A 21,217-nucleotide genomic window follows, 5' to 3' on the forward strand; every position below is an offset into this window, starting at 1 on the left:
GGAAGCGGCAGCAAACCAACCTCGGCTATGCTGCTTGCATGAACCTGCCCTACCTTGGCGATCTGCTCCCCAGCCTGATGCACCCGGCCGTGCGGGATCTCGCTTGGGCGCTGCTCTCGCCACCGTTGCTGAGCGAGGCCCCGGCGCCACAACGACACCCTTTCACGGCCAGCCGCTGGGCTGAGCACCCTGAAGAGCTGGCCGACTGGCTGCGCCTGCTCGACACGCAGCCGGGGATCCTCGAGGCCTGGCTCGCGCAACGCAGCATCAGGCGGTTGGGGCTCTATTACGAGCGCCTCTGGCAATTCGCCCTGTGTCAGGCGCCCGATGTCGACCTGCTGGTGGCGAACCTGCCGATTCGCCATGGCGGCCATACCCTGGGCGAGATCGACCTGCTTCTGCGTGACCGGGAAGGTGTCCATCATCTGGAGCTGGCCGTCAAGTTCTACCTCGGCCTGGGCGACGACAGCGCGCGGCACGATCGCTGGCTGGGTCCCGGCAGCCACGACCGACTCGACATCAAACTGCGGCGCCTCTGTGACCACCAACTGAGGCTGCCCTCGGTGCCCGCCGCGCAACTATTGCTCAGCGAACTGACCAGCGCCCCGATCAACAGCGCGCTGTGGCTAGGCGGCTATCTGTTCCAGCCGCTAGCAAGCGCCTGCTCCCCGCCTGCCGGCGCCAGCCCCCAGCACCTGGGCGGGCGCTGGCTGCGTCACCACGATTGGCCGGGATTCGCTGGAAGCGACCACGAAACCGTCTGGCAACTCTTGCCTCGCCATGCCTGGTTGGCTCCCGCTCGCGTGCCGTGGAGCGCCGTCTGGCAGCGGCCCGATTTCGATCGGTGGGTCGTCGGCGCCGAGGGCCAACGCCAGGCGAAAATGCTGGTGCGCCTGGAGGAGCACGCAGATGGACACTGGCTCGAACAGGAGCGTCTGTTCCTGGTCCCCAGCACCTGGCCGGCCCGCTGAACTGCACCTGACGTGAAAACGTCACCTGCATCCGGCAGACTTGTGCGGCAACAGCACCTTCTTCCACCGTCAGGGTCAGCCTCGATGAATTCGGACCAGGTCCATTCAATCGCACCGGAACAATCGAGTCCGTGGACAATTTTCCTGCTATTCCTGCGCCTCGGGCTGACGTCATTTGGCGGTCCGGTGGCCCACTTGAGCTATTTCCGTGAAGCGTTCGTTCACCGCCGGCGCTGGCTTGACGAGCAGGGCTATGCGGATCTGGTAGCCCTCTGTCAGTTTCTACCCGGCCCGGCGAGCAGCCAGGTCGGAATGGCCATCGGCCTGCTGAGGGGCGGCTATCGCGGTTCGCTGGCGGCCTGGACAGGATTCACGCTGCCTTCAGCAGTCGCCTTGGCGTTGTTCGCGCTGGGCATCGGCCACCTGGGCGATGGTTTGCCCGAGGGGCTTCTCCACGGCCTCAAGATCGTCGCGGTCGCCGTAGTGGCTCAGGCGGTATGGGGAATGGCACGTAACCTATGCACCGATGGCCCGCGAATCGCAATCGCGCTGCTGGCTGCCTGCGCGGTTCTGCTGTTGGCCAGTGCCTGGGCGCAGTTGCTCGTCATCGCATTCGCCGGCCTGACTGGATTGGTGTTGTTTCGCCCTGCTGCCATGTCCAACCTCACCCCTTGCCGGCCGCGCGTGGGGCAAACAACCGGCGCCTTGGCGTTGCTGCTGTTGTTTGCCTTGCTGCTTGTGCTGCCTGCATTGGCTGCCGCCTCGTCCAGCCAGCTAGTGGCGATGTTCGACAGCTTCTATCGCGCCGGCGCGCTGGTATTCGGTGGCGGCCATGTGGTGCTACCGCTGCTGCAAGCCGAAGTCGTGCCCAACGGCTGGGTCAGCAATGACATTTTTATGGCCGGTTACGGCGCAGCCCAAGCGGTGCCAGGGCCGCTATTCACCTTTTCTGCTTTTCTCGGGGCCTCGATTCGCGGCGGCAGCAGCAGCAGCCTGATCAACGCCTCGCTGTGCCTGATCGCCGTGTTCATGCCATCGTTTCTGCTGGTGTTCGGCGCCATGCCGTTCTGGGACCGTTTGCGTGCCAATCGGCGCATGCAAGCAGCGCTGGGCGGGGTGAATGCCGCGGTCGTCGGGCTGTTGCTGGCAGCGCTATACGATCCGGTCTGGACCAGCGCGATTTTTGGCCCAGCCGATTTTGTCCTGGCGGCCATTGCCTTGGCGGCCCTGATGGTGTGGAAGTTGCCGCCCTGGCTGGTGGTACTGGCTGGCGGCATCGCCGGCTGGTTGCTTGCCATGCTGAGCTAGAGGCTCGTCGGTTCAGCCGCTGCGTTCGGTTCGCCCGCCGGAACGCTCAAACCTGATGGCATCTGCTTAGCGAACAGCACTTCGACGGCTGCCAGGGCGCGCGGCACCAATTGATGGCGAATCTCCTGCAGATACCGAGGCGACAGTGTGTTGAGCGGAACCAGGCAGTGAAGAAGATCGGGAGGCAGCAGCTTGTTCACCCATGAATGAGCTCCAAAGGGGCGAAAGGTCAGCGCAGCAGCCCGTCCAACTGCGCCTGGGCAGCTCTTCGGCCCTGCAGACCGCCGGTGTGCACGAAGATGAGCCGCGTGCCACAGGCAAAATAACCGCCCTGCACATGAAAGCGCAATGCCATCATCGCCTTGGCCGTGTAAACGGGCTCCAGAGGAACGCCGGAGATTGCTTCAGTCTCCAGCAGAAACCGGGCCAGCGGTTCGTCGAATCGACCGAAGCCTCCACGGCTGGCGTCGACCAGCTGGTACCTGGAGTCAGCAGTGCCGGCGTCTCGCAACAGCCGGCTGACTTCGTCTGCAACGCCGTGCGAAGGCGGACCTGCCAGCGCTCCGTGGACCATTCTTCTGCGCCGCTGCGCCTCGCCGATCACTAACCCAGCCAAGGTGGTACCCGTGCCCGCGGCAAGCCACCAGCCCTCGTAATCCTCCCAGCCGATGGCGGCCAGGCGCGTTTGCACGTGGTCGACCAGCGGGGTGCACCCCCGTGCGCCAGCAAGCCCGCCGCCACCTTCGGGTACGCAGTAGTAACCGGGGAACCGCTCGCGCCAGGTATTGAAGAAATCCGCCCGGTGCCGTTCGCGATAGCCGCCATAACCTAGCCAGTGCAGCTGCATGCCGAAGCGCTGCAAATCTTCGACAGTGGCTGTCTGCTGCGGATTGCCACGCAGGAGCCCGACGCTGGCCAGCCCGTAACGCTTGGCCGCTGCGGCTAGCGCATGCAGATGATTGGAGTGAGGGCCGCCAAGGCTGATCAACCCTGACGCGCCGCTGGCTTGTGCCGCAGCAAGGTGATGCGCAAGCTTGAACCACTTGTTCCCGGACAGCTCTGGATCGAGCAGATCCAGCCGCAGCACGGCAAGCTGAACATCGGCCTCGCGTAGCCAGGGCAGATCAAGCCGCTGCAGCGGCACTGAGGCCAGGCTGGGGATAGATGCTGAAATGATGGAAACCCTGTCAGCTACCGCTACGCAGTCGATCCGGAGACCGATGCCTGGCGCAACAATTGGACTCGCCGATGACGAAGCGTGCTGGCGAGTCGACTTTGTCCAAGGGCATGTTGCAGCGCTCCCCTGTCGAGAGGCTGGCCACGCAGGCAGGTTGCTGATAATGCTGAACCCACTTGCCGTACTGCTCCTCGGAGACCGCACATTTGGCGGCGGCATACGCTAGCGGATTCTCCTGATAGCGCGCCATATCCTGAAGCGCGATCGTCAGGTGTCCGGCGCCGGGATGATAAGCCATGAACACCACGCCGATCCGTGACAACCTTTCGAGCACTCGGTCCCCCGTTTGCTCGGCCAGCACGCCCACCTGCTTCTGTAGCGCTTCGATCTCTTCCTGCAGTTGCGCATCCAGCTCGTTGCGATAAGCCAGCTCGACGTCCCGAATAGCAATCTGCTCCTTGCATTCAGCAACCGCTGCGGCGACCTGCACCTGCAACTCGGTGTCGAAGCGCGCCCGTGCAGCATCGGCTTCGTCACGAGTGTTCTGCTCAACCGCGCGCAGCTGCCGGCTCATCTCCTCACGGGTGTTCTGGAAGCCCTCGGCCTGCGCTGCGAGCTGGGCGCGAAGGTTCACTGTCTGCTGCTCATGTTCAAGCAACTGCCCACGCAATCGACTGATTTCAGTGTGCAGCGTTGCCTGCTGTTGAGCGGCCATAACCCGCAGTTTTGCGAGGTCGGCCTCGCGCCATTGTTCCAGGCTGGCAATGCGCAAGCGCTGCTGCTTGATCAACTGCGCAGCCTTGAGTCGCTGTTCCTTTTCGAGCAGCTCGGTGCGGCGAGTGGCAGCCCGCTTGGCCGCGCCCGGCGTGTAGCAGGTGTCTTCAGCCACCATTTGCAGACGCTCGGTGGGCACGGTCGGCGATGCCTCTTCTTCCACCAGCAGTCCCAGCTGGTTGCGCTTGATGCGGTCACGCAACATGACGAAGTGGTTCTTGCCGGGTGTCAGGTCCGGGTCCCACAAGTGCATCTGGTGCCAGGACACCGGGCACTGGCTGCGACAGGCCAGGCGGATCGGCCCGGCGCCGAGATCCGGCCCGCGCCCGGTGCGTTCGGCAAGGCTGCGCAGTGGGATATTCCAGCCACTGTCGGCTGATCCGTCCTCGTTGAAATCGAGATAGAAGAACACTGCCGCGCGAATCTGCAGCCGTGCATTGACCAGCACATACGCGACCCGCATCTGCTGATCGGCGAACTCCGGCATGCTCACCACCCCATCGAGCATGGCCTCGAATTCTGGGTAGAGCATTTCCTTGCTGACGCCGCCATCATTGAAGAACAGTACGGCTTCGACCGTCTGCGGTTTGATTTGCATGCTCGGTTCCTCAACAACTTGAACGGCCCGCGGGAAATCCGCGCTGCAGACGCCCGGCGCTCGCCAGCCCATGGTTGGGCCGAAGTGTAGGGGAAAAGCCAAACCGGCAATGTGACTGGGTTGGCAGCGACTTCGGCGCCAGGATTGGCTGTCGAAACGCCACCGGCACACTGTGAACGGGTTGAACTAAGCCGGTCGGCCCTTCATTGCCGCAAGCTGAGGAGCGAGACGCCTGCGCATGTTCTCACCGAGCGCCTGCAGCCCGCTCATCGGCCGGATCCTGACTTCGCAATCGGTAATCAGCCCAGTCTCATCGAAGCGAATCATGTCGATACCCTTGAGCTGACGATCACCGACGCGAGCGCTGAACGCCCACACGACGTCTGTGCCATCGGTGCCGGCCAGCTCGCGGTGATAGGCGAAGTCTTCGAATAGCCTGACCAGGGTATTGAGGATCAGATTGACCGCCGCAGCGCTCTCATAGGATGTGAAGGCCATCGGCGAGCGAAACACCGCCTGCGGGTTGCAGCCGCTCGGGCAACCGGCTGAGATCGCCAGCTGCAACCATCCGCTGCCAGCGCTGTAAGGTTGCAGCAGCGGCCGGGTGTAGTGGAAGAGATGTGCTCACGTCGCTGCTCCTGTACAAAGTCGTTGCTCCTGTACAAAAAAAGCCCCGCTTGAAAGCGGGGCTTCGGTATCACACTTCAGCGGCTAGCCGCGAACCCTGATTGATGGCGCGCTTGGCATCGAGCTCTGCGGCGACATCGGCACCTCCGATCAGATGGACCTGGCGCCCGGCCGCCTCCAGTTCGGCCTGCAGCTCCCGCAACGGGTCCTGGCCGGCGCAGACAATGACCGTATCGACTGCAAGCACCTGCGGCTCACCATCGGCCACACGGATATGCAGGCCCTCACCGTCGACCCACAGATAATCGACGGCGCTGATCATCTGCACGTGCTTGTTCTTCAGCCCAGTGCGGTGAATCCAACCGGTCGTCTTGCCCAGGCCGTTGCCAACCTTGGACTTCTTGCGTTGCAGCAGATACACCTGCCGTGCCGGTGCGTGTGGCTCAGGCTGAACGCCGGCCACCCCGCCCCGAGCTTCCAGCGCGAGGTCGATACCCCACTCGCGCCAGAACGCCTCTCTGTCGAGACTGGTCGAGAGGCCGTTGTGAGTGATGAACTCCGACACATCGAAGCCGATCCCGCCGGCACCGATGACTGCCACGTGCTGCCCAACGGGCTTACGTTGCAGGATTGCGTCGATGTAGCTGATCACCATTGGATGATCGATACCTGGGATATCGGGCGTGCGCGGCGCAATCCCGGTCGCCAGGATGATCTCATCAAAACCGCCGGCCAGCAGATCAGCCGCGCTGACGCGCGTGTTCAGGCGGACGTCAACGCCAGTGCTCTGCAGCTTGCTGTTGAAGTAGCGCAGGGTTTCGAAAAACTCTTCCTTGCCTGGCACGAGCTTGGCGATATTGAACTGACCACCAATCTCATTGGCGGAATCGAACAGCGTTACCTGATGACCGCGCTCCGCCGCTACGGTAGCAGCTGCCAGGCCAGCCGGGCCGGCTCCCACTACGGCCATTTTCTTGATCGTGGTGGTGGGGATGTAATTCAGCTCTGTTTCGTAGCACGCCCGTGGGTTGACCAGGCAGGTGGTCAGTTTGCCGCTGAACGTGTGATCCAGACAGGCCTGGTTGCAGCCGATACAGGTGTTGATGGTGTCGCTGCGGTCCGCTGCCGCCTTGTTGACGAAATCAGGATCGGCAAGGAACGGACGAGCCATGGAGACCATGTCTGCATCACCTTCTGCCAAGACCTGCTCGGCGACTTGCGGCGTGTTGATGCGGTTGGTCGTCACCAGTGGAATGCCTACGTGTCCGCGCAGTTTCGCCGTTACCTTGGTAAACGCCGCGCGTGGCACCTTGGTGGCGATAGTGGGAATGCGGGCCTCGTGCCAGCCAATGCCGGTATTGATCAAGGTGGCACCGGCCTGTTCTATGGCCTTGGCCAGCATCAGCACCTCCTCCCAGGTACTGCCGCCTTCCATCAGATCGAGCATCGACAGGCGATAGATGATGATGAACTCGCGGCCTACTGCTTCGCGTACACGACGGACGATTTCTACAGGCAGACGCATACGGTTTTCGTAGCTGCCACCCCAACCGTCGGTGCGGTGATTGGTATGGGACACCAGGAACTGGTTGATGAAGTAGCCTTCCGATCCCATGATCTCGACGCCGTCATAGCCAGCCTGCTGAGCCAGACCTGCGCAATTGACGAAGTCGCGGATCTGCTTCTCGATGCCCTCTTCGTCCAGCTCGCGTGGGGTAAAGGGGTTGATCGGCGCCTGGATGGCGCTCGGGCCCACCAGCTGAGGGCTGTAGGCATAACGCCCGGCGTGGAGGACCTGCATGCAGATCTTGCCACCGGCCTCGTGCACCGCCTGAGTGACCACCTTGTGCTCTTCGGCTTCCTCGAGGGTCGACAACTTGGCTGCTCCGGCGCGCACCGAACCTTCCTCGTTCGGGCCTACCCCACCCGTGACAATCAGACCCACGCCTCCACGTGCCCGCTCGGCGAAGAACGCGGCCATGCGCTCGAAACCATTGGGCATTTCTTCCAGCCCTGTATGCATCGAGCCCATCAGCGTGCGGTTGCGCAGCGTGGTAAACCCCAGGTCCAGCGGAGCCAGCAGATGCGGAAAAGCAGTCATGTTCGTTCCTCGATCAGGCGGCACGACCAGTGCCAGAATTCGTCGGTCGGATCGCCGCGCCTCTGTCGGACGCAGTCGCAATGCCGTGACGATAAACAGCGCCCGCCGCGCGCTCAATGACCCAAAATCACAACTGCATGACTCAAAAGCGCAAAGCGCTTGGCAAGCAGCTGCGCGATGCCTAGTCTCTGCGGAACACATTCGGCTCTAACCCATGCGCACCTATAGCAAGTTGCTCGGCCTCGCCGTGCTCGCCCTCGCGGCGTTCATCATCTACCTCGACTGGACCCAAGACCGGGACAGTGGCCCCTTGCTTTCTGACCTTCGGGTTCTTCCTATCGAGAGCCAGGGCCAGCCGGGTGAAACCGGCAACCTGCTCGGGATCGAAACCCGACTGATGCCGGCGGACTACCAGAGCCGCGAGCGGTTGCAATTGAAGTTCGCCACCTACCTGGACCAGGCGCGAGAAGCCGGACTGCTCAATCCCCGAACGGTTGTCGTGCTGCCAGAGCATGTCGGCACGGGCCTGTTCGCCCTCGGCGAGAAGCCTGAAGTCCAGCAGGCCCGCACGCTGCGCGACGCCGTACAATGGATGGCGCTGAGCAACCCCTGGGACTACTTGCATGCGCTGCTGGGCAACGAAGGGGATGATCACCGTACCGAGGCCGTTCTGAAGATCAAGGCACGGAAGATGGCTGATGACTATCAGCTGATTTTCGGAGGCCTGGCGAAGGCGTACGGTGTGACAGTCGTCGCCGGCTCGATCGTGCTGCCCGAACCCTATCTGGACGAGGGTCGACTACGGAGCGGTACCGGGCCGCTTCGGCAGGTCAGCCTCAGTTTCACGCCGGACGGCGAGGTACTGGGGCCACTGCAGTACAAGCAGAAACTGACTCGTTATGAGCGCCGTTACAGCGAAGCGCTCGAAGGTCAGACGCCATCGGTACTGCAGACGCCGGCCGGTCGGTTGATCGTTTTGCTCGGCTGCGATGCCTATGCACGACATGTTGCCGACGAAGCGGAGCTGATTGCCGTACCAGGCGCACGTGACGAGCCGCTGGCCACCTGCCGCGCGAACCTGGGCATAACTGCAAAACTGGCGCGGATGGATGTGCATACGCTGGGGCTGCCGTGGGATCTGGTCGGTTCGCCTCGCAGGCCGACACGACACCATCAGGGCGCGCCGGTGCGTTTGCGCAACCAGTGGCTGCCGAATCGACCATGAACCGTCAACGGGTCCGCCTTGGTGATCTCTCGGTTGGCTTCGTGCACAGCCTGGTCAGTGCCCTGCAGGAAAAGCAGATCGACCCCCAACCGCTGCTGGATGCGTATGGCCTCGATCATGCACGGCTATCGGAGCCGCGAGCGCAGCTGTCGATTCCTCGCTACATGCGTCTGGGTCATGCGGCCATGCAGTTGGCAGGTGACCCAGGCCTAGGGCTTGAAATGGGGCGGCTGCGCAAGGCCGGCCACCTTGGCCTCGTCGGCGTGACCTCGACGCAAGCCCCTACGGTGCGCGAAGCCGCACGTGCACTGATTCGCTACGAGCCGCTTTATGCGTCCAATTACCGGGGCGCCTCAGGGTTTCACGAGGACGCATCAGGCGCCTGGCTCAGGTTCTACTCGATCAGCCCGTACAACAGCTACAACCGGTTCGTCGTGGACACCGTATTGGCCAGCTGGGTTACGCAACTTGGCGCGGTCGCGGGCCGGCCGTTGACCCCGGTGGCTGTACAGATTGAATTTCAACGCCCTGATTACGCTGCACGCTACGAAGCGTTCTTCGCGAGACCGATTGAGTTCGGCGCCGAGCATAATCAACTGCGACTGGATCAGGCGACACTGGCGCTCCGCAACCCTGAGCACTGCCCGGGTACCTGGCGCCAGCTACTCGAACTCTGCGAGGCGGAGCTGGAGATTCGCACTCGAACCCGCAGCACTCGCGAGCGAGTGGCTCAGCTCCTCGGGCCGATGCTCAAGGGCCAGGAGCCCGATCTGCAGCAAGTCGCAGGGCGATTGCAGTTACCGCCCTGGACGCTGCGCCGAAAGCTGGATGAAGAAGGCACCAGTTACCGCGCGATTCTCAACGACACGCGACGTGATCTTGCCATGACCTACATTCGGGACACCGAATCGGCGTTCGGCGAGATTGCCTGGTTACTCGGATTTTCTTCGGCGGAAGCCTTCCAGCGCGCATTCAAACGCTGGAGCGGCCAGACACCGGGAGAGTATCGGCGCGCACAACGGCGCGCCGATTGATTCCGTCAAAGCTCGAAGGCGTCGTCAGCAGGCTCCGGCCCGTCCTGCTCAGATGCGTGCCACTCGAGAATTTCGTCTTGATAGTCATCCATAGAAACGATCCTCTTCTTCGGTTTGCCCAGCTCTGCGTTTCAAAGTCCATGCCAGCGAAACTACCCCGCGCCCATGACCGAAACATGAAGCGCTTCATACGGCGGGTGACCCATAAATAGCCCGAGCGGCCTGCTGCCACAACGCGCCATATCGCCGCAGGCCCCACATAGGCTCTAGCGCGGCGGTTAGGGCGACGTCAGACCCGCCGCGGTCATCGCCTGGCGCAGCAGCCAGGCGACCACACCCAGGGCGAGAACGCTGGCCGACCAGATCAAAACCAACCAGGTCATGCGCTTCCACAGCGGCTTGGGTCTGGCTGCACCGCTTTCGTGCTTGTTTTGCATATATCGCTCCGTGACGGCCCGTTTCAGTGGTAGCCGTCGTCTGCACTGACCTTGCCGCGGAATACGTAGTAACTCCACGCGGTGTACATCAAAATCAGCGGGATGATCAGCAGCGCCCCTATCAGGGTGAACCCCTGGCTCTGAGGCGGTGCGGCGGCGTCCCAGATACTGATGGACGGCGGAATGATGTTCGGCCACAGGCTGATTCCGAGTCCGCTGTAGCCCAGGAAAATCAGCGCCAGGGTGAACAGGAACGGCGAATAGTGAGCGTAACGCTTGATCGATCGGAGCAGCCCGAACGTACATGCCAGCACCAGAATCGGCACCGGCAGGAACAGGATCAGGTTCGGCATGCTGAACCAGCGCTCAGCGATATCCGGATGGGTCAGCGGTGTCCAGATACTGACGATCCCGGTTACGGCCAGCACCGCCCAGACCAGCGGAATACCGATGTCATGCATGCGCTTTTGCAGATCACCAGCGGTCTTCATGATCAGCCAGGTGCAGCCCAGCAGGGCATAGGCCACGATCAGCGCCACGCCGCAGAACACCGAGAACGGTGTCAGCCAGTCCAGCGGACCACCGGCATAAGCTCGATCGGCCACGGGGAAACCGTGAATGAAGGCGCCAAGTGCGACACCCTGGAAGAAGGTCGCCGCCAGCGAGCCGCCGACGAATGCCTTGTCCCACACATGCTGACGAGACACGCTGGCCTTGAAGCGAAATTCGAACGCCACACCGCGGAAGATCAACCCCATCAGCATGAAGATGATCGGCAGGTAGAGCGCCGAAAGCACGACGGAATAGGCGAGCGGGAACGCTGCGAACAGCCCTGCACCGCCCAGCACCAGCCATGTCTCGTTGCCGTCCCAAATCGGCGCCACGGTGTTCATCGCAACGTCCCGCTCGGAGGTATCGGCCAGGAACGGAAAGAGAATGCCGATGCCCAGATCGAACCCATCCATCACCACGTACATCATGATGCCGAAGATGATGATGACGGCCCAGATCAGCGAAAGATCAATACCCATAACTCAGTTCCTCTCGCCCAGTTTGTCGCCATGATCGTGCGGTATCGCCTCGTCGGCGGCAGACAGCGGCCGCATCGGCGTGCGCTTCTCCCCCGGCCCACCGGCGCCCTTCTCGTCTCCCTCGCTGATGGTTGGCCCTTTGCCGATCAGACGCAGGATGTAGACGAACCCGATGCCGAACACCGCAAAGTAGATCAGGACAAACATCGCCAGGGTCAGACCAAGCTGCCCGGCGCCATGGTTGGATACTGCATCGGCGGTCCGCATGATTCCGTACACCACCCACGGCTGCCGGCCAACCTCGGTGGTAAACCAGCCGGCGAGAATTGCGAGAATCCCGGACGGGCCCATCAGCAATGCGAGGCGCAAGAAGGGCTTGGAGTGGAACAGCCTGCCACCCCGACGCAGCCACAGACTCCAGAAGCCTGTGAAGATCATCAGCAGACCCAGCGCGACCATCACGCGGAAGGTCCAGAACACAATGGTGGAATTGGGCCGGTCTTCTTTGGGGAAATCCTTCAGCGCCGGGATCTGCTCGGTCAGGCTGTGCTTGAGAATCAGGCTACCGAGGTACGGAATTTCGACCTTGTAGCGGGTTTCTTCGCGCTCCATGTCTGGCCAGCCGAACAGCAACAACGGAGTAGGCTCACCTGACGAATTGTCCCAATGACCTTCCATCGCAGCGATCTTCGCCGGCTGGTGTTCAAGCGTGTTGAGCCCGTGAAAGTCTCCGACCACGGCCTGGATCGGCGCAACGATCAGCGCCATCCACATCGCCATGGAAAGCATCTTTCGCACCGCCGGGTTGTCATTGTCGCGCAGCAAGTGCCAGGCGGCAGACGCGCCGACCATGAACGCAGTCGCGAGAAAGGCAGCAATCGCCATGTGCGTCAGACGGTACGGGAACGAGGGGTTGAATACGATGGCGAACCAGTCCACTGGGATCACGATTCCATCGATGATCTCGTGCCCTTGCGGTGTATGCATCCAGCTATTCGAAGCCAGGATCCAGAACGTGGAGAGCAGGGTGCCGACTGCCACCATCAGCGTCGAAAAGAAATGCAGCCCGGCGCCCACGCGATTCCAGCCAAACAGCATGACCCCGAGGAAACCAGCTTCAAGGAAGAAAGCTGTCAGCACCTCGTAAGCCAGCAATGGCCCCGTGACGCTTCCAGCGAATTCGGAATAGGCGCTCCAGTTCGTACCGAACTGGTAGGCCATGACGATCCCTGACACCACGCCCATTCCGAAGTTGACGGCAAATATCTTCAGCCAGAAATGGTAGAGATCTCGATAGACCTGACGCTTGGTTTTCAGCCACAACCCTTCCAGCACTGCCAGGAAACTCGCCAACCCGATGGTGATCGCCGGAAAGATGATGTGGAAGGAAATCGTGAAAGCAAACTGGATCCGCGCAAGTTCAAGCGCTTCCAAACCGAACATTAATCACCCCTCGTCAGTACGCCATCAGCCCCTGGCTTGTTGGTCACAACACGCATAACTGACAGCATTTAACCGCAAGGGTGCGCCGGATACCCCGTTACAGGTTGACGCAGGTCAAGATAAAACAGCCAAGGATGTGGCTATGCCTGGACGTTCGAACGCCATGTTCATGGGTTTATTCGTCTTCGTTCACCCTATCCCGCAACTCCTTCCCCGGCTTGAAATGCGGAACAAACTTGCCATCGAGCGGGACGGATTGTCCGGTCTTGGGGTTACGACCGACGCGGGGGGCGCGGTAGTGGAGGGAAAAACTGCCGAAGCCACGAATTTCGATACGGTCACCGGTGGCCAGTGCCTGGGCCATCTGTTCGAGCATGGTCTTGATGGCCAGCTCAACATCCTTGGACGAAAGAAGGCCTTGTTGGGTGACGATACGTTCGATCAACTCCGACTTGGTCATGGTTTTCCCTTCGTTTTCAAGCGGCTAGATCAATTAGGTTGCGCTCGTTTGTAGCATGTTGTTCAGAGTTTGAATAGCCTGAACGTTGGAGTCCGGTTTTTGGATTTGGTGTAGACATGATGGGTTGACCTGCCCCGCCTCAACGACCGTGGGTCGAGTTGAGGCGGGACAGCAGCAACACTCAGCGCACATTGAGGGCAAGTCATGCAAGAGCATAACGCAGGGCAGCCGGTAGGTCTTGAGTCGGTCAGGGCGCTGGGGCGGGTTGAGCAAGCGTTGCAGGGAAGTGCATACATTGGCTGGCTTTGACTCGCCGCGGCAGCTGTTGGCCTTTCTTGGGCTGGTGCCGAGCGAGCGCTCGAGCGGGCGCGAACTTCTGCTTATGCCTGCCGGATCTACCTCGTAGCGTTCCGTGCAAGTATGGGGCTTTGGTGATCATGGCCACCTTACCCTGCTACGCCGCCTCTCTCCGCTTCCTGTTCGGCTAGGCGCCGCCGTGTAGCCAGCATTTTGCCTTCGGCTTGCTGCAGATTCGCAGTCACCCGCGGCACCCTTGCCGTTCAGCCAACACTTCCCCTTGCCGGCTGTGTAGAGGATTTTCACCTCCAAGCCACCAGCGTGGCCACCACAGCCAAGCCAGTTGCGCTTACGCGCAACGCGCCATGCCTGGCGCACAATGAAAACCCGCCACATATGGGCGGGTCTTATTCATCGAGACCAGCAGCAAAGCCGGCCGGGGCAGCACAGATCAACGCTTGGCGACTACCTGCTCCTTCGGAAGTTTGAAGGTCCAGACCATGCCGCCCTGGTTGAAGTCCTTGATGCGTTTGGCAACCTCGCCACCCCACAGTGGGACTGCACCGCCCCAGCCAGACAGGACCGATACGTACTGTTCGCCGTCCATTTCCCAGGTAACCGGCGAGCCGATCACACCGGAACCGGTGTTGAATTCATACACCTTCTCGCCGGTCTTGGCATTGAACGCCATCAGGTAGCCTTCGGGGTTTCCGGTGAACACCAGGTTGCCCTTGGTTGCCAGAACGCCGCCCCACAGTGGCGCGTAGTTCTTGTAACGCCAGACTTCCTTGCCGGTTTTGGGATCAATAGCGCGAAGCACGCCAATGTATTCCTCGTTCAGCGGGTGGATGGTGAAGCCAGCGCCCAGGTAAGCCGCCCCTTTCTTGTAGGCGACGTCTTCGTTCCAGATGTCCATGGTCCATTCGTTAGACGGCACGTAGAACAGTCCGGTGTCCTGGCTGTACGCCATTGGCATCCAGTTCTTAGCGCCCAGGAAAGCCGGCGCAACGGTCACGGACTTGCCCTTGTCGGCCTCGCCTGGGGCGCCAGGACGCTTGGCGTCGTCGTAGACCGGACGGCCTTCCTTGTCCAGGCCCTTGGCCCAGGTGATCTCGTCCACGAACGGGAAACCGCGTATGAATTTGCCGTTGGTGCGATCGAGCACATAGAAGAAGCCGTTACGGTCGGCGGTACCGGCGGCCTTGATGGTCTTGCCGCCTTCCTGATAGTCGAAGGAGATCAGCTCGTTGACACCGTCATAGTCCCAGCCGTCATGCGGCGTCGACTGAAAGTGCCACTTGATCGAGCCGTCATCCGGGTCCAATGCCAGACGCGAAGACGAATACAGGTTGTCGCCTGGGCGAAGGTGCGAGTTCCAGGGCGAGGGGTTGCCGGTACCGAACAACAGCGAATCGGTGTCCGGATCGTAGTATCCACCCAGCCAAGGCGCTGCACCGCCGGTCTTCCACAGGTCGCCCGGCCAGGTTTTACCGGCTTCGCCGCCAGAGATGCCGTTCTCGACCTTTTTGCCATCCTTCATCACATAGCCCATATGACCTTCGACGGTCGGACGGGTCCACAGCAGCTCGCCATTCTTGGGGTCGAACGCCTGGATCATGCCGACTACGCCGAACTCACCACCGGCCAGGCCAGAGATCAGCTTGCCTTTTACCACCATCGGCGCGGCAGAAATGGAGTAGCCAGCCTTGTAGTCGGCAACGGTCTTCTTCCAGACGACCTTGCCGGTGTCCTTGTTCAGCGCGACCAGCTTGGCATCCAGCGTGCCGAAAATCACCATGTCGCCATACAGCGCCACGCCACGGTTGATCACGTCGCAGCAAGGCATGATGCCGTCCGGCAGGCGGGCGTCGTACTGCCACAGTTCCTTGCCGGTACGGGCATCGACCGCAAATACGCGCGAGTAGGAGCCGGTGAGGTACATCACACCGTCTTTGATCAGCGGCTGCGCTTCCTGGCCACGTTGTTTTTCACCCCCCAGGGAAAAACCCCAAACCGGGCGCAGCTGGCTGACGTTCTCAGTGTTCAGTGCATCGAGTGTGCTGTAGCGCTGGCCTTGCAGCCCCAGGCCGTTGGTGACGATCTGATCGGTGGACTTGGCGTCATCGAGAATTTCCTGATCGGTGACTGCCCATGCCGACACGCTGGACACGGCCATGGCGGCGCAAAGCGCTGTCAGGGCGAAGGGCTTGCGAAGACCGGTGTGCTTCATTGCGGCTACCTCTACGGGTTCATTGTTATCGTCGCCGGGACGTTTTCCCGGTTTAGCAACGATTCTTGGAGCTAGCCGCGCCCGCAACAATTACACGCAGTACCGATTTTCCTCCTCCCTTGGTAGCAATACTCCGTCATCCTTGCCTCATGCTGGCAAAGCCGGGCTACCGCACCGACACCGACACCGAAGCTGAAGCCGGAGTGCCCGAAAAGGCAATACCTCGCACAGTGCTCGATCTGGCAGGAGCAACGCGCTGACGAGCTTAGCTTGCGTTAGCAACAGCGCCGTACCGTCTACCGTCAAGAGGGCTGCGGGTCGGCGCGCCTGACCCAACGGGTTGTCGATCACGGAGCGAATGACTGCGCGGAGATCACGCCGAACCGATACAGTAGGCGCCTAATGATCAGGGCGTCACTCCGCCAACACCAGGCCATACGGATGACGCCGGCCTTTCATCGAGCTGGATTCTTGCAATGAAACAAACGTGGTCCCCGTTTCCCTGGGTGTGCTTCGCCATGTGTGTCGGTGTCATGGGTACGGCGCTCATTTCCCCGTTGTATCCGCTATATCAACAAGCGTGGCAGCTTCGTACCAGCGACATCTCACTGATCTATGTTGTCTACATGGCGGGCGCGCTGTTCGGGCTGTTGTTCATGGGCCGCCTCTCAGACACCCTGGGTTTTCGCAAAGTGATGCTCACCGGCTTGCTGCTCGGCTGGGGCGGGACCCTGGTGACGATGCTGGCGTGGAACCTGCCAAGCCTCAACATCGGCCGCTTTGCCGTCGGCCTCTCCTCCAGCCTGATCGTGACCGGCGCATCGGTGGGCCTGGTGCAGATTTCCCGGGACGGAGCATCCCAGCGAATATCGATGATCACCAGCTTTCTGCTCGCCTTTGGCTTCGGCCTCGGCCCGCTGACCGGCGGCGTCACCGGTCAGTGGCTGCCGTTTCCGCTGATGGCCACTTACGTGCCCACTCTGATCCTCGGCGTGCTCGGTGCATATGCCTTGCTGCGCGTGCAGCTCAAACCGCACCCCGAACTCCGCGCAACTGCACCGCTCGGTTTGCGTACGTTCATCCCGCGACTGACCTGGGCCGCCCGCGGTGATTCGCTGGCGTTCCTGCTGACCTGTGCTTGCCCGTTTTTTGCGTTTGGCGTGTTCGGCATCTATGCATCGATGGCGCCGCTGTTTCTGGAGAAAATGCTGCCCTGGCATGGGCCGGTGGTGAGCGGCACGTCCATTGGAGTCATTCTGCTGGCTTCGGCCATGATGCAGTTGGCCTGTGCCCGGATGAGTCTGCGCTGGTGCGGCCTGCTCGGCCTGTTGTCGGTTGTGGTGAGCAACGCGATGCTTGTACTCAACTTTACCCTTGGCTCTTCGCTGGTGTTCGTCATCGGCGTCTGCGCTGCAGCGGCGGGACATGGCATGTGTCTGTTGGCCGGCATCAGCATGGTCAACCGTATCGCCAGCCCCGCCGAGCGTTCGGGCCTGATTTCAACCTACCTGGTGTGCGGCTACGTTGGCAGCATCGTGCCGCTGCTTGGCGCCGGCTGGGTCGCCGACCATTATGGCCTGCCCGTCGCAATCAGTTTGCTCGGCTGGGTAGTCATCGCACTCGCCACGCCATTGGCGTTTTGGTTTTTCCGGCATCCGCGGATGCGGGCCCGCGGCCATGGAGAGTTAGAAGGCTGAACTGACGTTCGGCCGGAGCACGGGGTGCGAACTGCCGTTCGGCGCGATAACATCCCAGCGCGCATCCGATACCTGCGGCATACGCGCTGTGATCAGTTCTCGCCCAGCTGCACCTGGTACAGCTCCGGCAGCTCATATTGCAGCCCGTAGCCTTCATAGATGGCTTTGACGGCGCCCGCCTTGATCAGGCCTTCCAACTCGCCTTCCAGTGCATAAGCCAGCTGGCGGTTGGACTCATGCACGGCCATGCCAAGCTCCCAGACCTGTTTGCCCATGTTTGGGTAGGCGTTCTGAGCGGCCTTGAGATGACTGTCGTTGGCCTGGCTCAGCATCCAGTCGATCTCACCGCGCATGGCCATGGTCGCGTCAACCTCCCCTGCCTGCATCGCGGCAAATGCGGCCTGCGCAGTCGGGTAGCGGTGCAGCATCTTGGCAATGCTGCCGTTGAATACCGACGACAGATAGAACGAGGGGACACTTTCCACTTCCACCCCGACCGGGTGGAAGCGGAACACGGCCACACTGGAAAGGTCCTCGATGCGTCGATCATCGTAGGCGGACTGCCAGCGCTCGCGCTGGTACGGGCCGAACATGACCACCAGCTCGTTGATCAGCTCGCCCAGCTCGTTCTGCTTGTAGGAAAACTCGCGATCATAGGGCACACGCATCATCACGTCGGCCAATACGTTCGGTCGCAGGTAATGCCCTTTCCAGATGAAGTTGCGCAGGTCGTCATCCAGTGTCTCGTCAGGCGTTACCCACAACACCTCGACCTTCAGCCCGAGCGCTGACGCCAGTTTTTGCGCGAGCTCGAAATCGACCCCGCGCGGCGTGCCATCGGCCATGAAGCTATAGGGCGGAAAGTTCTCGTACATTGCCACTTTGAGCACGCCCGAATCGATGATGTCATCGAACGCGCGCACCTTGACCACCTCCGCCTGTACCAGCGCGCAAGCCATCCACAAGCAGAGACCCGCAAGCAACTGGCGCATCGTTATCACCGCTTGGCAGCTTCGCTTTCGACGTAGGTACGGATGGCCCAGAGCGCTTCCTGGCTGAGGTAATCGGCCATGCGGGGCATGTAGACGGCGCCATCGCGAACAGCACCGTTGATCACGCGCTCCTTGTACCATTCGTCGCCGTCATAGCTGGCTTCCAGTTCCCGTAGATCCGGTGCGATGCCGCCGGAGATCGCCTCGAGGCCATGGCAGCGGGCGCAGTTCTGGTTGTAGGCCGATGCGCCAATTTCAACGGCCCTGTCATGGTCTTCACTGGGCGCCCGGTACGGGTTTTCATCGACCCACTCTTCACCCAGCGGAGTCAATCCCTTGGTTTCCACCTTCTGCGGCGTGACGTCACCGTGGGCGAACGCAAAGCCGGCGAACCCGAGCAGACCAGCAGCAGCAAAGAGTGCGCGCAGTTCAGTTTTATTATTCATGACTACCACCATTATTTTCGATACCTGGGCAAGGCAGCCCAGTAGGAACGCATGGTGGTCATCTTGGGCATTGCGCCCACTTGGCAGAATCGTGCTTTGGTTGTCGGATACTCCTCCCTTGGTAGTAGGGCCTCATGCAGCGTCGGCGCAGCGGCCTGGTAGGCAGACCGAAAACACAGGCGGATTGGGAAGTTTTCTCCGTCAACTGACCCAACGTACCGCAGCAGCCAACGGGCAGATCCATCAAGTTGATCGTAAAAACTGCAACACCAGGCACGCCAGGCGGTTGAAACGACAGAGCAGGGGCGCAGCTAGGCTAATCAGGGGGTCAAGCGGGTAATCGACGCCGATAAATCGCTGGTCGGCATCAGCGAAGCGGTGAGTGGCATCATCGACATGACCACGCAGATCGCTTGCGCTACCGAACCGCAAAGCGCAGTGGCCGACAAGATCAGCCAGAACGTCGGCAACATCGCCCGACTCGCTGCTCAGACCTCAGGCGACGCCCAGAGCTCGGCGCTGGCGTCAGCAGACCTCACGGCCACTGCGCAGCAGTCTCAATACACTCGGGTGGAGCGCTTCAACCGGTACTCAATCGAGCCCCGCTGCGCCATTGCCAGTGCCCGCTTATAGCATCGCTGTAGCGGGCATCCGGTGGTTTACCGAGAAGGACAACCAAGGAATGCCGCAACGGCATCGGCGGCACTGTCCAGGTGTTGTCCGTGCGTGATTCCGGACCGCTTAAGCGGCTTGAGATCGTGGTCCGCCTTGGCCAGCCAAGCAAGGCGAATCGCCGGCGATAGGGCGTAGCCGGCCACTGTACCGCGGCTGCCCAAGGCGTCGCGTTCACCCTGGATGATCAATGTGGGCGTTTGCAGCTCCGCCAGGTGCGCCACGCGCGGCTTTTCCGGCTTGCCCACGGCATGGAACGGATAGCCCAGGCATACCAGCGCATCAGCCACGAGCTCATCGGCCAGCAAGCTCGCCATCCGACCACCCATCGACTTGCCACCGATGGCCAGTCGCCCTGCGGCCTGCTGTCGCACCGCTCGATAAACCGCACGCCATTGCTGCAGCAGCTGCGCATGAGGATTGGGCGGCCGTTTGCACCCACTCTGACGTCGCTCAGCCATATAGGCGAACTCGAAGCGATAGACCGCCACGCCCCGCGCGACCAGCCGTTCAGTCATCTGCGCCATGAACGGACTGTCCATCGGAGCACCCGCTCCATGCGCCAGAATCAAGCTGGCACAAACCTCCCCTTCCGGTTGATCACGGCGGACGAATGGAATTTCGTCGCTCTGTGAGTATTGACCGGCGTCAATACCGGCCATGTGCCCAGTGTCCATCCTTGTCCCCGCTTTCCATGAAAGAAATCTCTGCTCAGCGCAACAAAAAACATGCTCATTACCGTGGATGGATGCCCATACATGAACACAGCAACCAGTACCGCCTATGACTACAAGGTGGTCCGCCAATTCGCCATCATGACGGTGGTGTGGGGAATCGTCGGGATGGGGCTCGGCGTTTTCATCGCAGCACAATTGGTCTGGCCGTTTCTCAACTTCGACCTCCCATGGACCAGTTTCGGTCGTCTACGCCCATTGCACACCAACGCGGTGATCTTCGCCTTCGGCGGCTGTGCATTGTTCGCGACCTCCTACTACTCGGTCCAGCGCACCTGTCAGACCACGCTGTTCGCGCCGAAACTGGCCGCGTTCACGTTCTGGGGTTGGCAACTGGTCATTCTGCTCGCCGCGATCTCCCTGCCGCTGGGTTTCACCAGTTCCAAGGAATACGCGGAGCTGGAGTGGCCGATCGACATCCTCATCACCATCGTCTGGGTGTCCTACGCGGTCGTGTTCTTCGGCACCCTGGCCACGCGTAAGGTCAGGCACATCTACGTCGGCAACTGGTTCTTCGGCGCATTCATCCTGACCGTGGCGATCCTGCATCTCGTCAACAACCTGGAAATCCCGGTCACGGCGATGAAGTCCTACTCGCTGTATGCCGGTGCGACCGATGCGATGGTGCAGTGGTGGTACGGCCATAACGCCGTGGGCTTCTTCCTCACCGCTGGCTTCCTCGGCATCATGTATTACTTCGTGCCGAAGCAGGCCGAACGTCCGGTGTATTCCTATCGCCTGTCGATTGTCCACTTCTGGGCACTGATCACCGTCTACATCTGGGCCGGCCCGCACCACCTGCACTACACCGCGTTGCCGGACTGGGCGCAGAGCCTGGGCATGGTGATGTCGCTGATTCTGTTGGCACCGAGCTGGGGCGGCATGATCAACGGCATGATGACCCTCTCGGGCGCCTGGCATAAGCTGCGCAGCGACCCGATCCTGCGCTTTTTGGTGGTGTCG

At 61.3% G+C, this 21,217-nt stretch carries 20 protein-coding genes and 1 pseudogene; 8 read left to right on the forward strand and 13 right to left on the reverse strand.

Annotated elements, in window-relative coordinates; all coding sequences use genetic code 11:
* Nucleotides 1-38: 38 nt before the first annotated feature.
* Together NA637_RS10115 and chrA are read left to right on the forward strand one after the other, a co-directional pair.
* Nucleotides 39-971 (forward strand): DUF1853 family protein, encoded by a 933-nt coding sequence (locus tag NA637_RS10115; RefSeq protein WP_256072132.1) that lies wholly within the window; start codon nt 39-41, stop codon nt 969-971.
* Nucleotides 972-1,055: 84 nt separating this feature from the next.
* The gene (gene chrA, locus NA637_RS10120) at nt 1,056-2,279 is read left to right on the forward strand and encodes a chromate efflux transporter (RefSeq protein WP_256072133.1); all 1,224 of its coding nucleotides are present in this window, start codon (nt 1,056-1,058) and stop codon (nt 2,277-2,279) included.
* Here chrA and NA637_RS10125 read toward each other — a convergent pair.
* The 5 genes and pseudogenes from NA637_RS10125 to NA637_RS10145 all read right to left on the reverse strand — a co-directional run bounded on the left by NA637_RS10125 (nt 2,276) and on the right by NA637_RS10145 (nt 7,556).
* Nucleotides 2,276-2,479 (reverse strand): hypothetical protein, encoded by a 204-nt coding sequence (locus NA637_RS10125; protein WP_256072134.1) that lies wholly within the window; start codon nt 2,477-2,479, stop codon nt 2,276-2,278. The genes chrA and NA637_RS10125 overlap by 4 nt on opposite strands.
* A 29-nt stretch (nt 2,480-2,508) precedes the next feature.
* On the reverse strand, nt 2,509-3,423 hold the full coding sequence (locus NA637_RS10130) for a 1-aminocyclopropane-1-carboxylate deaminase/D-cysteine desulfhydrase (RefSeq protein ID WP_256072135.1): 915 nt from the start codon (nt 3,421-3,423) through the stop codon (nt 2,509-2,511).
* A 43-nt stretch (nt 3,424-3,466) separates the two neighbouring features.
* The gene (locus tag NA637_RS10135) at nt 3,467-4,828 is read right to left on the reverse strand and encodes a chromosome partitioning protein ParA (RefSeq protein WP_256072136.1); all 1,362 of its coding nucleotides are present in this window, start codon (nt 4,826-4,828) and stop codon (nt 3,467-3,469) included.
* Between the two features lie 186 nt (nt 4,829-5,014).
* A pseudogene (locus tag NA637_RS10140) lies at nt 5,015-5,396 on the reverse strand (nuclear transport factor 2 family protein).
* A 129-nt stretch (nt 5,397-5,525) separates the two neighbouring features.
* Nucleotides 5,526-7,556 carry an NADPH-dependent 2,4-dienoyl-CoA reductase gene (locus NA637_RS10145; RefSeq protein WP_256072137.1) on the reverse strand — a complete coding sequence of 677 codons (2,031 nt, stop codon included), beginning with the start codon at nt 7,554-7,556 and terminating at the stop codon, nt 5,526-5,528.
* 214 nt (nt 7,557-7,770) lie between these two features.
* Here NA637_RS10145 and NA637_RS10150 point away from each other — a divergent pair, with 214 nt between their 5' ends.
* Together NA637_RS10150 and NA637_RS10155 are read left to right on the forward strand one after the other, a co-directional pair.
* Nucleotides 7,771-8,781: a carbon-nitrogen hydrolase gene (locus NA637_RS10150; RefSeq protein ID WP_256072138.1), complete on the forward strand. Its 1,011-nt coding sequence runs from the start codon at nt 7,771-7,773 to the stop codon at nt 8,779-8,781.
* A complete protein-coding gene (locus NA637_RS10155) occupies nt 8,778-9,815 on the forward strand; it encodes an AraC family transcriptional regulator (protein ID WP_256072139.1) in 1,038 nt (345 codons plus the stop codon). The genes NA637_RS10150 and NA637_RS10155 overlap by 4 nt, the downstream gene beginning before the upstream one ends.
* A 278-nt stretch (nt 9,816-10,093) precedes the next feature.
* On the opposite strand, the gene NA637_RS10160 is transcribed toward NA637_RS10155, so the two are convergent.
* The 4 genes from NA637_RS10160 to ihfB all read right to left on the reverse strand — a co-directional run bounded on the left by NA637_RS10160 (nt 10,094) and on the right by ihfB (nt 13,186).
* The gene (locus NA637_RS10160) at nt 10,094-10,252 is read right to left on the reverse strand and encodes a DUF2474 domain-containing protein (RefSeq protein ID WP_045426130.1); all 159 of its coding nucleotides are present in this window, start codon (nt 10,250-10,252) and stop codon (nt 10,094-10,096) included.
* Nucleotides 10,253-10,275: 23 nt separating this feature from the next.
* Complete coding sequence (gene cydB, locus NA637_RS10165; protein WP_256072140.1) at nt 10,276-11,283, reverse strand: cytochrome d ubiquinol oxidase subunit II; 1,008 nt, start codon at nt 11,281-11,283, stop codon at nt 10,276-10,278.
* A gap of 3 nt (nt 11,284-11,286) precedes the next feature.
* A complete protein-coding gene (locus tag NA637_RS10170) occupies nt 11,287-12,726 on the reverse strand; it encodes a cytochrome ubiquinol oxidase subunit I (protein WP_256072141.1) in 1,440 nt (479 codons plus the stop codon).
* Nucleotides 12,727-12,901: 175 nt separating this feature from the next.
* The gene (gene ihfB, locus NA637_RS10175) at nt 12,902-13,186 is read right to left on the reverse strand and encodes an integration host factor subunit beta (protein WP_019340642.1); all 285 of its coding nucleotides are present in this window, start codon (nt 13,184-13,186) and stop codon (nt 12,902-12,904) included.
* 286 nt (nt 13,187-13,472) lie between these two features.
* On the opposite strand from ihfB, the gene NA637_RS25680 reads away from it, so the two are divergent.
* On the forward strand, nt 13,473-13,592 hold the full coding sequence (locus NA637_RS25680) for a transposase (protein ID WP_423836716.1): 120 nt from the start codon (nt 13,473-13,475) through the stop codon (nt 13,590-13,592).
* Nucleotides 13,593-13,934: 342 nt separating this feature from the next.
* Here NA637_RS25680 and NA637_RS10180 read toward each other — a convergent pair whose 3' ends face one another.
* Nucleotides 13,935-15,713, reverse strand: coding sequence for a PQQ-dependent methanol/ethanol family dehydrogenase (locus NA637_RS10180; protein ID WP_256072142.1), 1,779 nt, complete (start codon nt 15,711-15,713; stop codon nt 13,935-13,937).
* Nucleotides 15,714-16,189: 476 nt separating this feature from the next.
* On the opposite strand from NA637_RS10180, the gene NA637_RS10185 reads away from it, so the two are divergent.
* The gene (locus tag NA637_RS10185) at nt 16,190-17,410 is read left to right on the forward strand and encodes an MFS transporter (RefSeq protein ID WP_256072143.1); all 1,221 of its coding nucleotides are present in this window, start codon (nt 16,190-16,192) and stop codon (nt 17,408-17,410) included.
* Nucleotides 17,411-17,502: 92 nt separating this feature from the next.
* Here the strand turns inward: NA637_RS10185 and NA637_RS10190 are convergent, their stop codons facing one another.
* Both NA637_RS10190 and pedF read right to left on the reverse strand, forming a co-directional pair.
* On the reverse strand, nt 17,503-18,402 hold the full coding sequence (locus NA637_RS10190; RefSeq protein ID WP_256072144.1) for a substrate-binding periplasmic protein: 900 nt from the start codon (nt 18,400-18,402) through the stop codon (nt 17,503-17,505).
* Nucleotides 18,403-18,407: 5 nt separating this feature from the next.
* Nucleotides 18,408-18,848 (reverse strand): cytochrome c-550 PedF, encoded by a 441-nt coding sequence (gene pedF, locus NA637_RS10195; RefSeq protein WP_256072145.1) that lies wholly within the window; start codon nt 18,846-18,848, stop codon nt 18,408-18,410.
* 396 nt (nt 18,849-19,244) lie between these two features.
* Here pedF and NA637_RS25685 point away from each other — a divergent pair, with 396 nt between their 5' ends.
* Nucleotides 19,245-19,481 carry a hypothetical protein gene (locus NA637_RS25685; RefSeq protein WP_423836717.1) on the forward strand — a complete coding sequence of 79 codons (237 nt, stop codon included), beginning with the start codon at nt 19,245-19,247 and terminating at the stop codon, nt 19,479-19,481.
* Nucleotides 19,482-19,507: 26 nt separating this feature from the next.
* Here NA637_RS25685 and NA637_RS10205 read toward each other — a convergent pair whose 3' ends face one another.
* On the reverse strand, nt 19,508-20,197 hold the full coding sequence (locus tag NA637_RS10205; protein WP_256072146.1) for an alpha/beta family hydrolase: 690 nt from the start codon (nt 20,195-20,197) through the stop codon (nt 19,508-19,510).
* Between the two features lie 81 nt (nt 20,198-20,278).
* On the opposite strand from NA637_RS10205, the gene NA637_RS10210 reads away from it, so the two are divergent.
* On the forward strand, nt 20,279-21,217 hold a 939-nt coding region (locus NA637_RS10210; RefSeq protein ID WP_256072147.1), incomplete at its 3' end, for a cbb3-type cytochrome c oxidase subunit I.

Source organism: Stutzerimonas stutzeri, assembly GCF_024448935.1.
In the GTDB taxonomy this organism is placed as follows: Bacteria; Pseudomonadota; Gammaproteobacteria; order Pseudomonadales; family Pseudomonadaceae; genus Stutzerimonas; species Stutzerimonas stutzeri_AO.

What these genes read in the sequence shown, in the direction of transcription:
- NA637_RS10115 (WP_256072132.1), top strand. Translation starts at nt 39, where the DNA reads ATGAACCTGCCCTACCTTGGCGATCTGCTCCCCAGCCTGATGCACCCG.
- chrA (WP_256072133.1), top strand. Translation starts at nt 1,056, where the DNA reads ATGAATTCGGACCAGGTCCATTCAATCGCACCGGAACAATCGAGTCCG.
- NA637_RS10135 (WP_256072136.1), bottom strand. Translation starts at nt 4,828, where the DNA reads ATGCAAATCAAACCGCAGACGGTCGAAGCCGTACTGTTCTTCAATGAT.
- NA637_RS10145 (WP_256072137.1), bottom strand. Translation starts at nt 7,556, where the DNA reads ATGACTGCTTTTCCGCATCTGCTGGCTCCGCTGGACCTGGGGTTTACC.
- NA637_RS10150 (WP_256072138.1), top strand. Translation starts at nt 7,771, where the DNA reads ATGCGCACCTATAGCAAGTTGCTCGGCCTCGCCGTGCTCGCCCTCGCG.
- NA637_RS10155 (WP_256072139.1), top strand. Translation starts at nt 8,778, where the DNA reads ATGAACCGTCAACGGGTCCGCCTTGGTGATCTCTCGGTTGGCTTCGTG.
- NA637_RS10160 (WP_045426130.1), bottom strand. Translation starts at nt 10,252, where the DNA reads ATGCAAAACAAGCACGAAAGCGGTGCAGCCAGACCCAAGCCGCTGTGG.
- cydB (WP_256072140.1), bottom strand. Translation starts at nt 11,283, where the DNA reads ATGGGTATTGATCTTTCGCTGATCTGGGCCGTCATCATCATCTTCGGC.
- NA637_RS10170 (WP_256072141.1), bottom strand. Translation starts at nt 12,726, where the DNA reads ATGTTCGGTTTGGAAGCGCTTGAACTTGCGCGGATCCAGTTTGCTTTC.
- ihfB (WP_019340642.1), bottom strand. Translation starts at nt 13,186, where the DNA reads ATGACCAAGTCGGAGTTGATCGAACGTATCGTCACCCAACAAGGCCTT.
- NA637_RS10180 (WP_256072142.1), bottom strand. Translation starts at nt 15,713, where the DNA reads ATGAAGCACACCGGTCTTCGCAAGCCCTTCGCCCTGACAGCGCTTTGC.
- NA637_RS10185 (WP_256072143.1), top strand. Translation starts at nt 16,190, where the DNA reads ATGAAACAAACGTGGTCCCCGTTTCCCTGGGTGTGCTTCGCCATGTGT.
- NA637_RS10190 (WP_256072144.1), bottom strand. Translation starts at nt 18,402, where the DNA reads ATGCGCCAGTTGCTTGCGGGTCTCTGCTTGTGGATGGCTTGCGCGCTG.
- pedF (WP_256072145.1), bottom strand. Translation starts at nt 18,848, where the DNA reads ATGAATAATAAAACTGAACTGCGCGCACTCTTTGCTGCTGCTGGTCTG.
- NA637_RS25685 (WP_423836717.1), top strand. Translation starts at nt 19,245, where the DNA reads ATGACCACGCAGATCGCTTGCGCTACCGAACCGCAAAGCGCAGTGGCC.
- NA637_RS10205 (WP_256072146.1), bottom strand. Translation starts at nt 20,197, where the DNA reads ATGGACACTGGGCACATGGCCGGTATTGACGCCGGTCAATACTCACAG.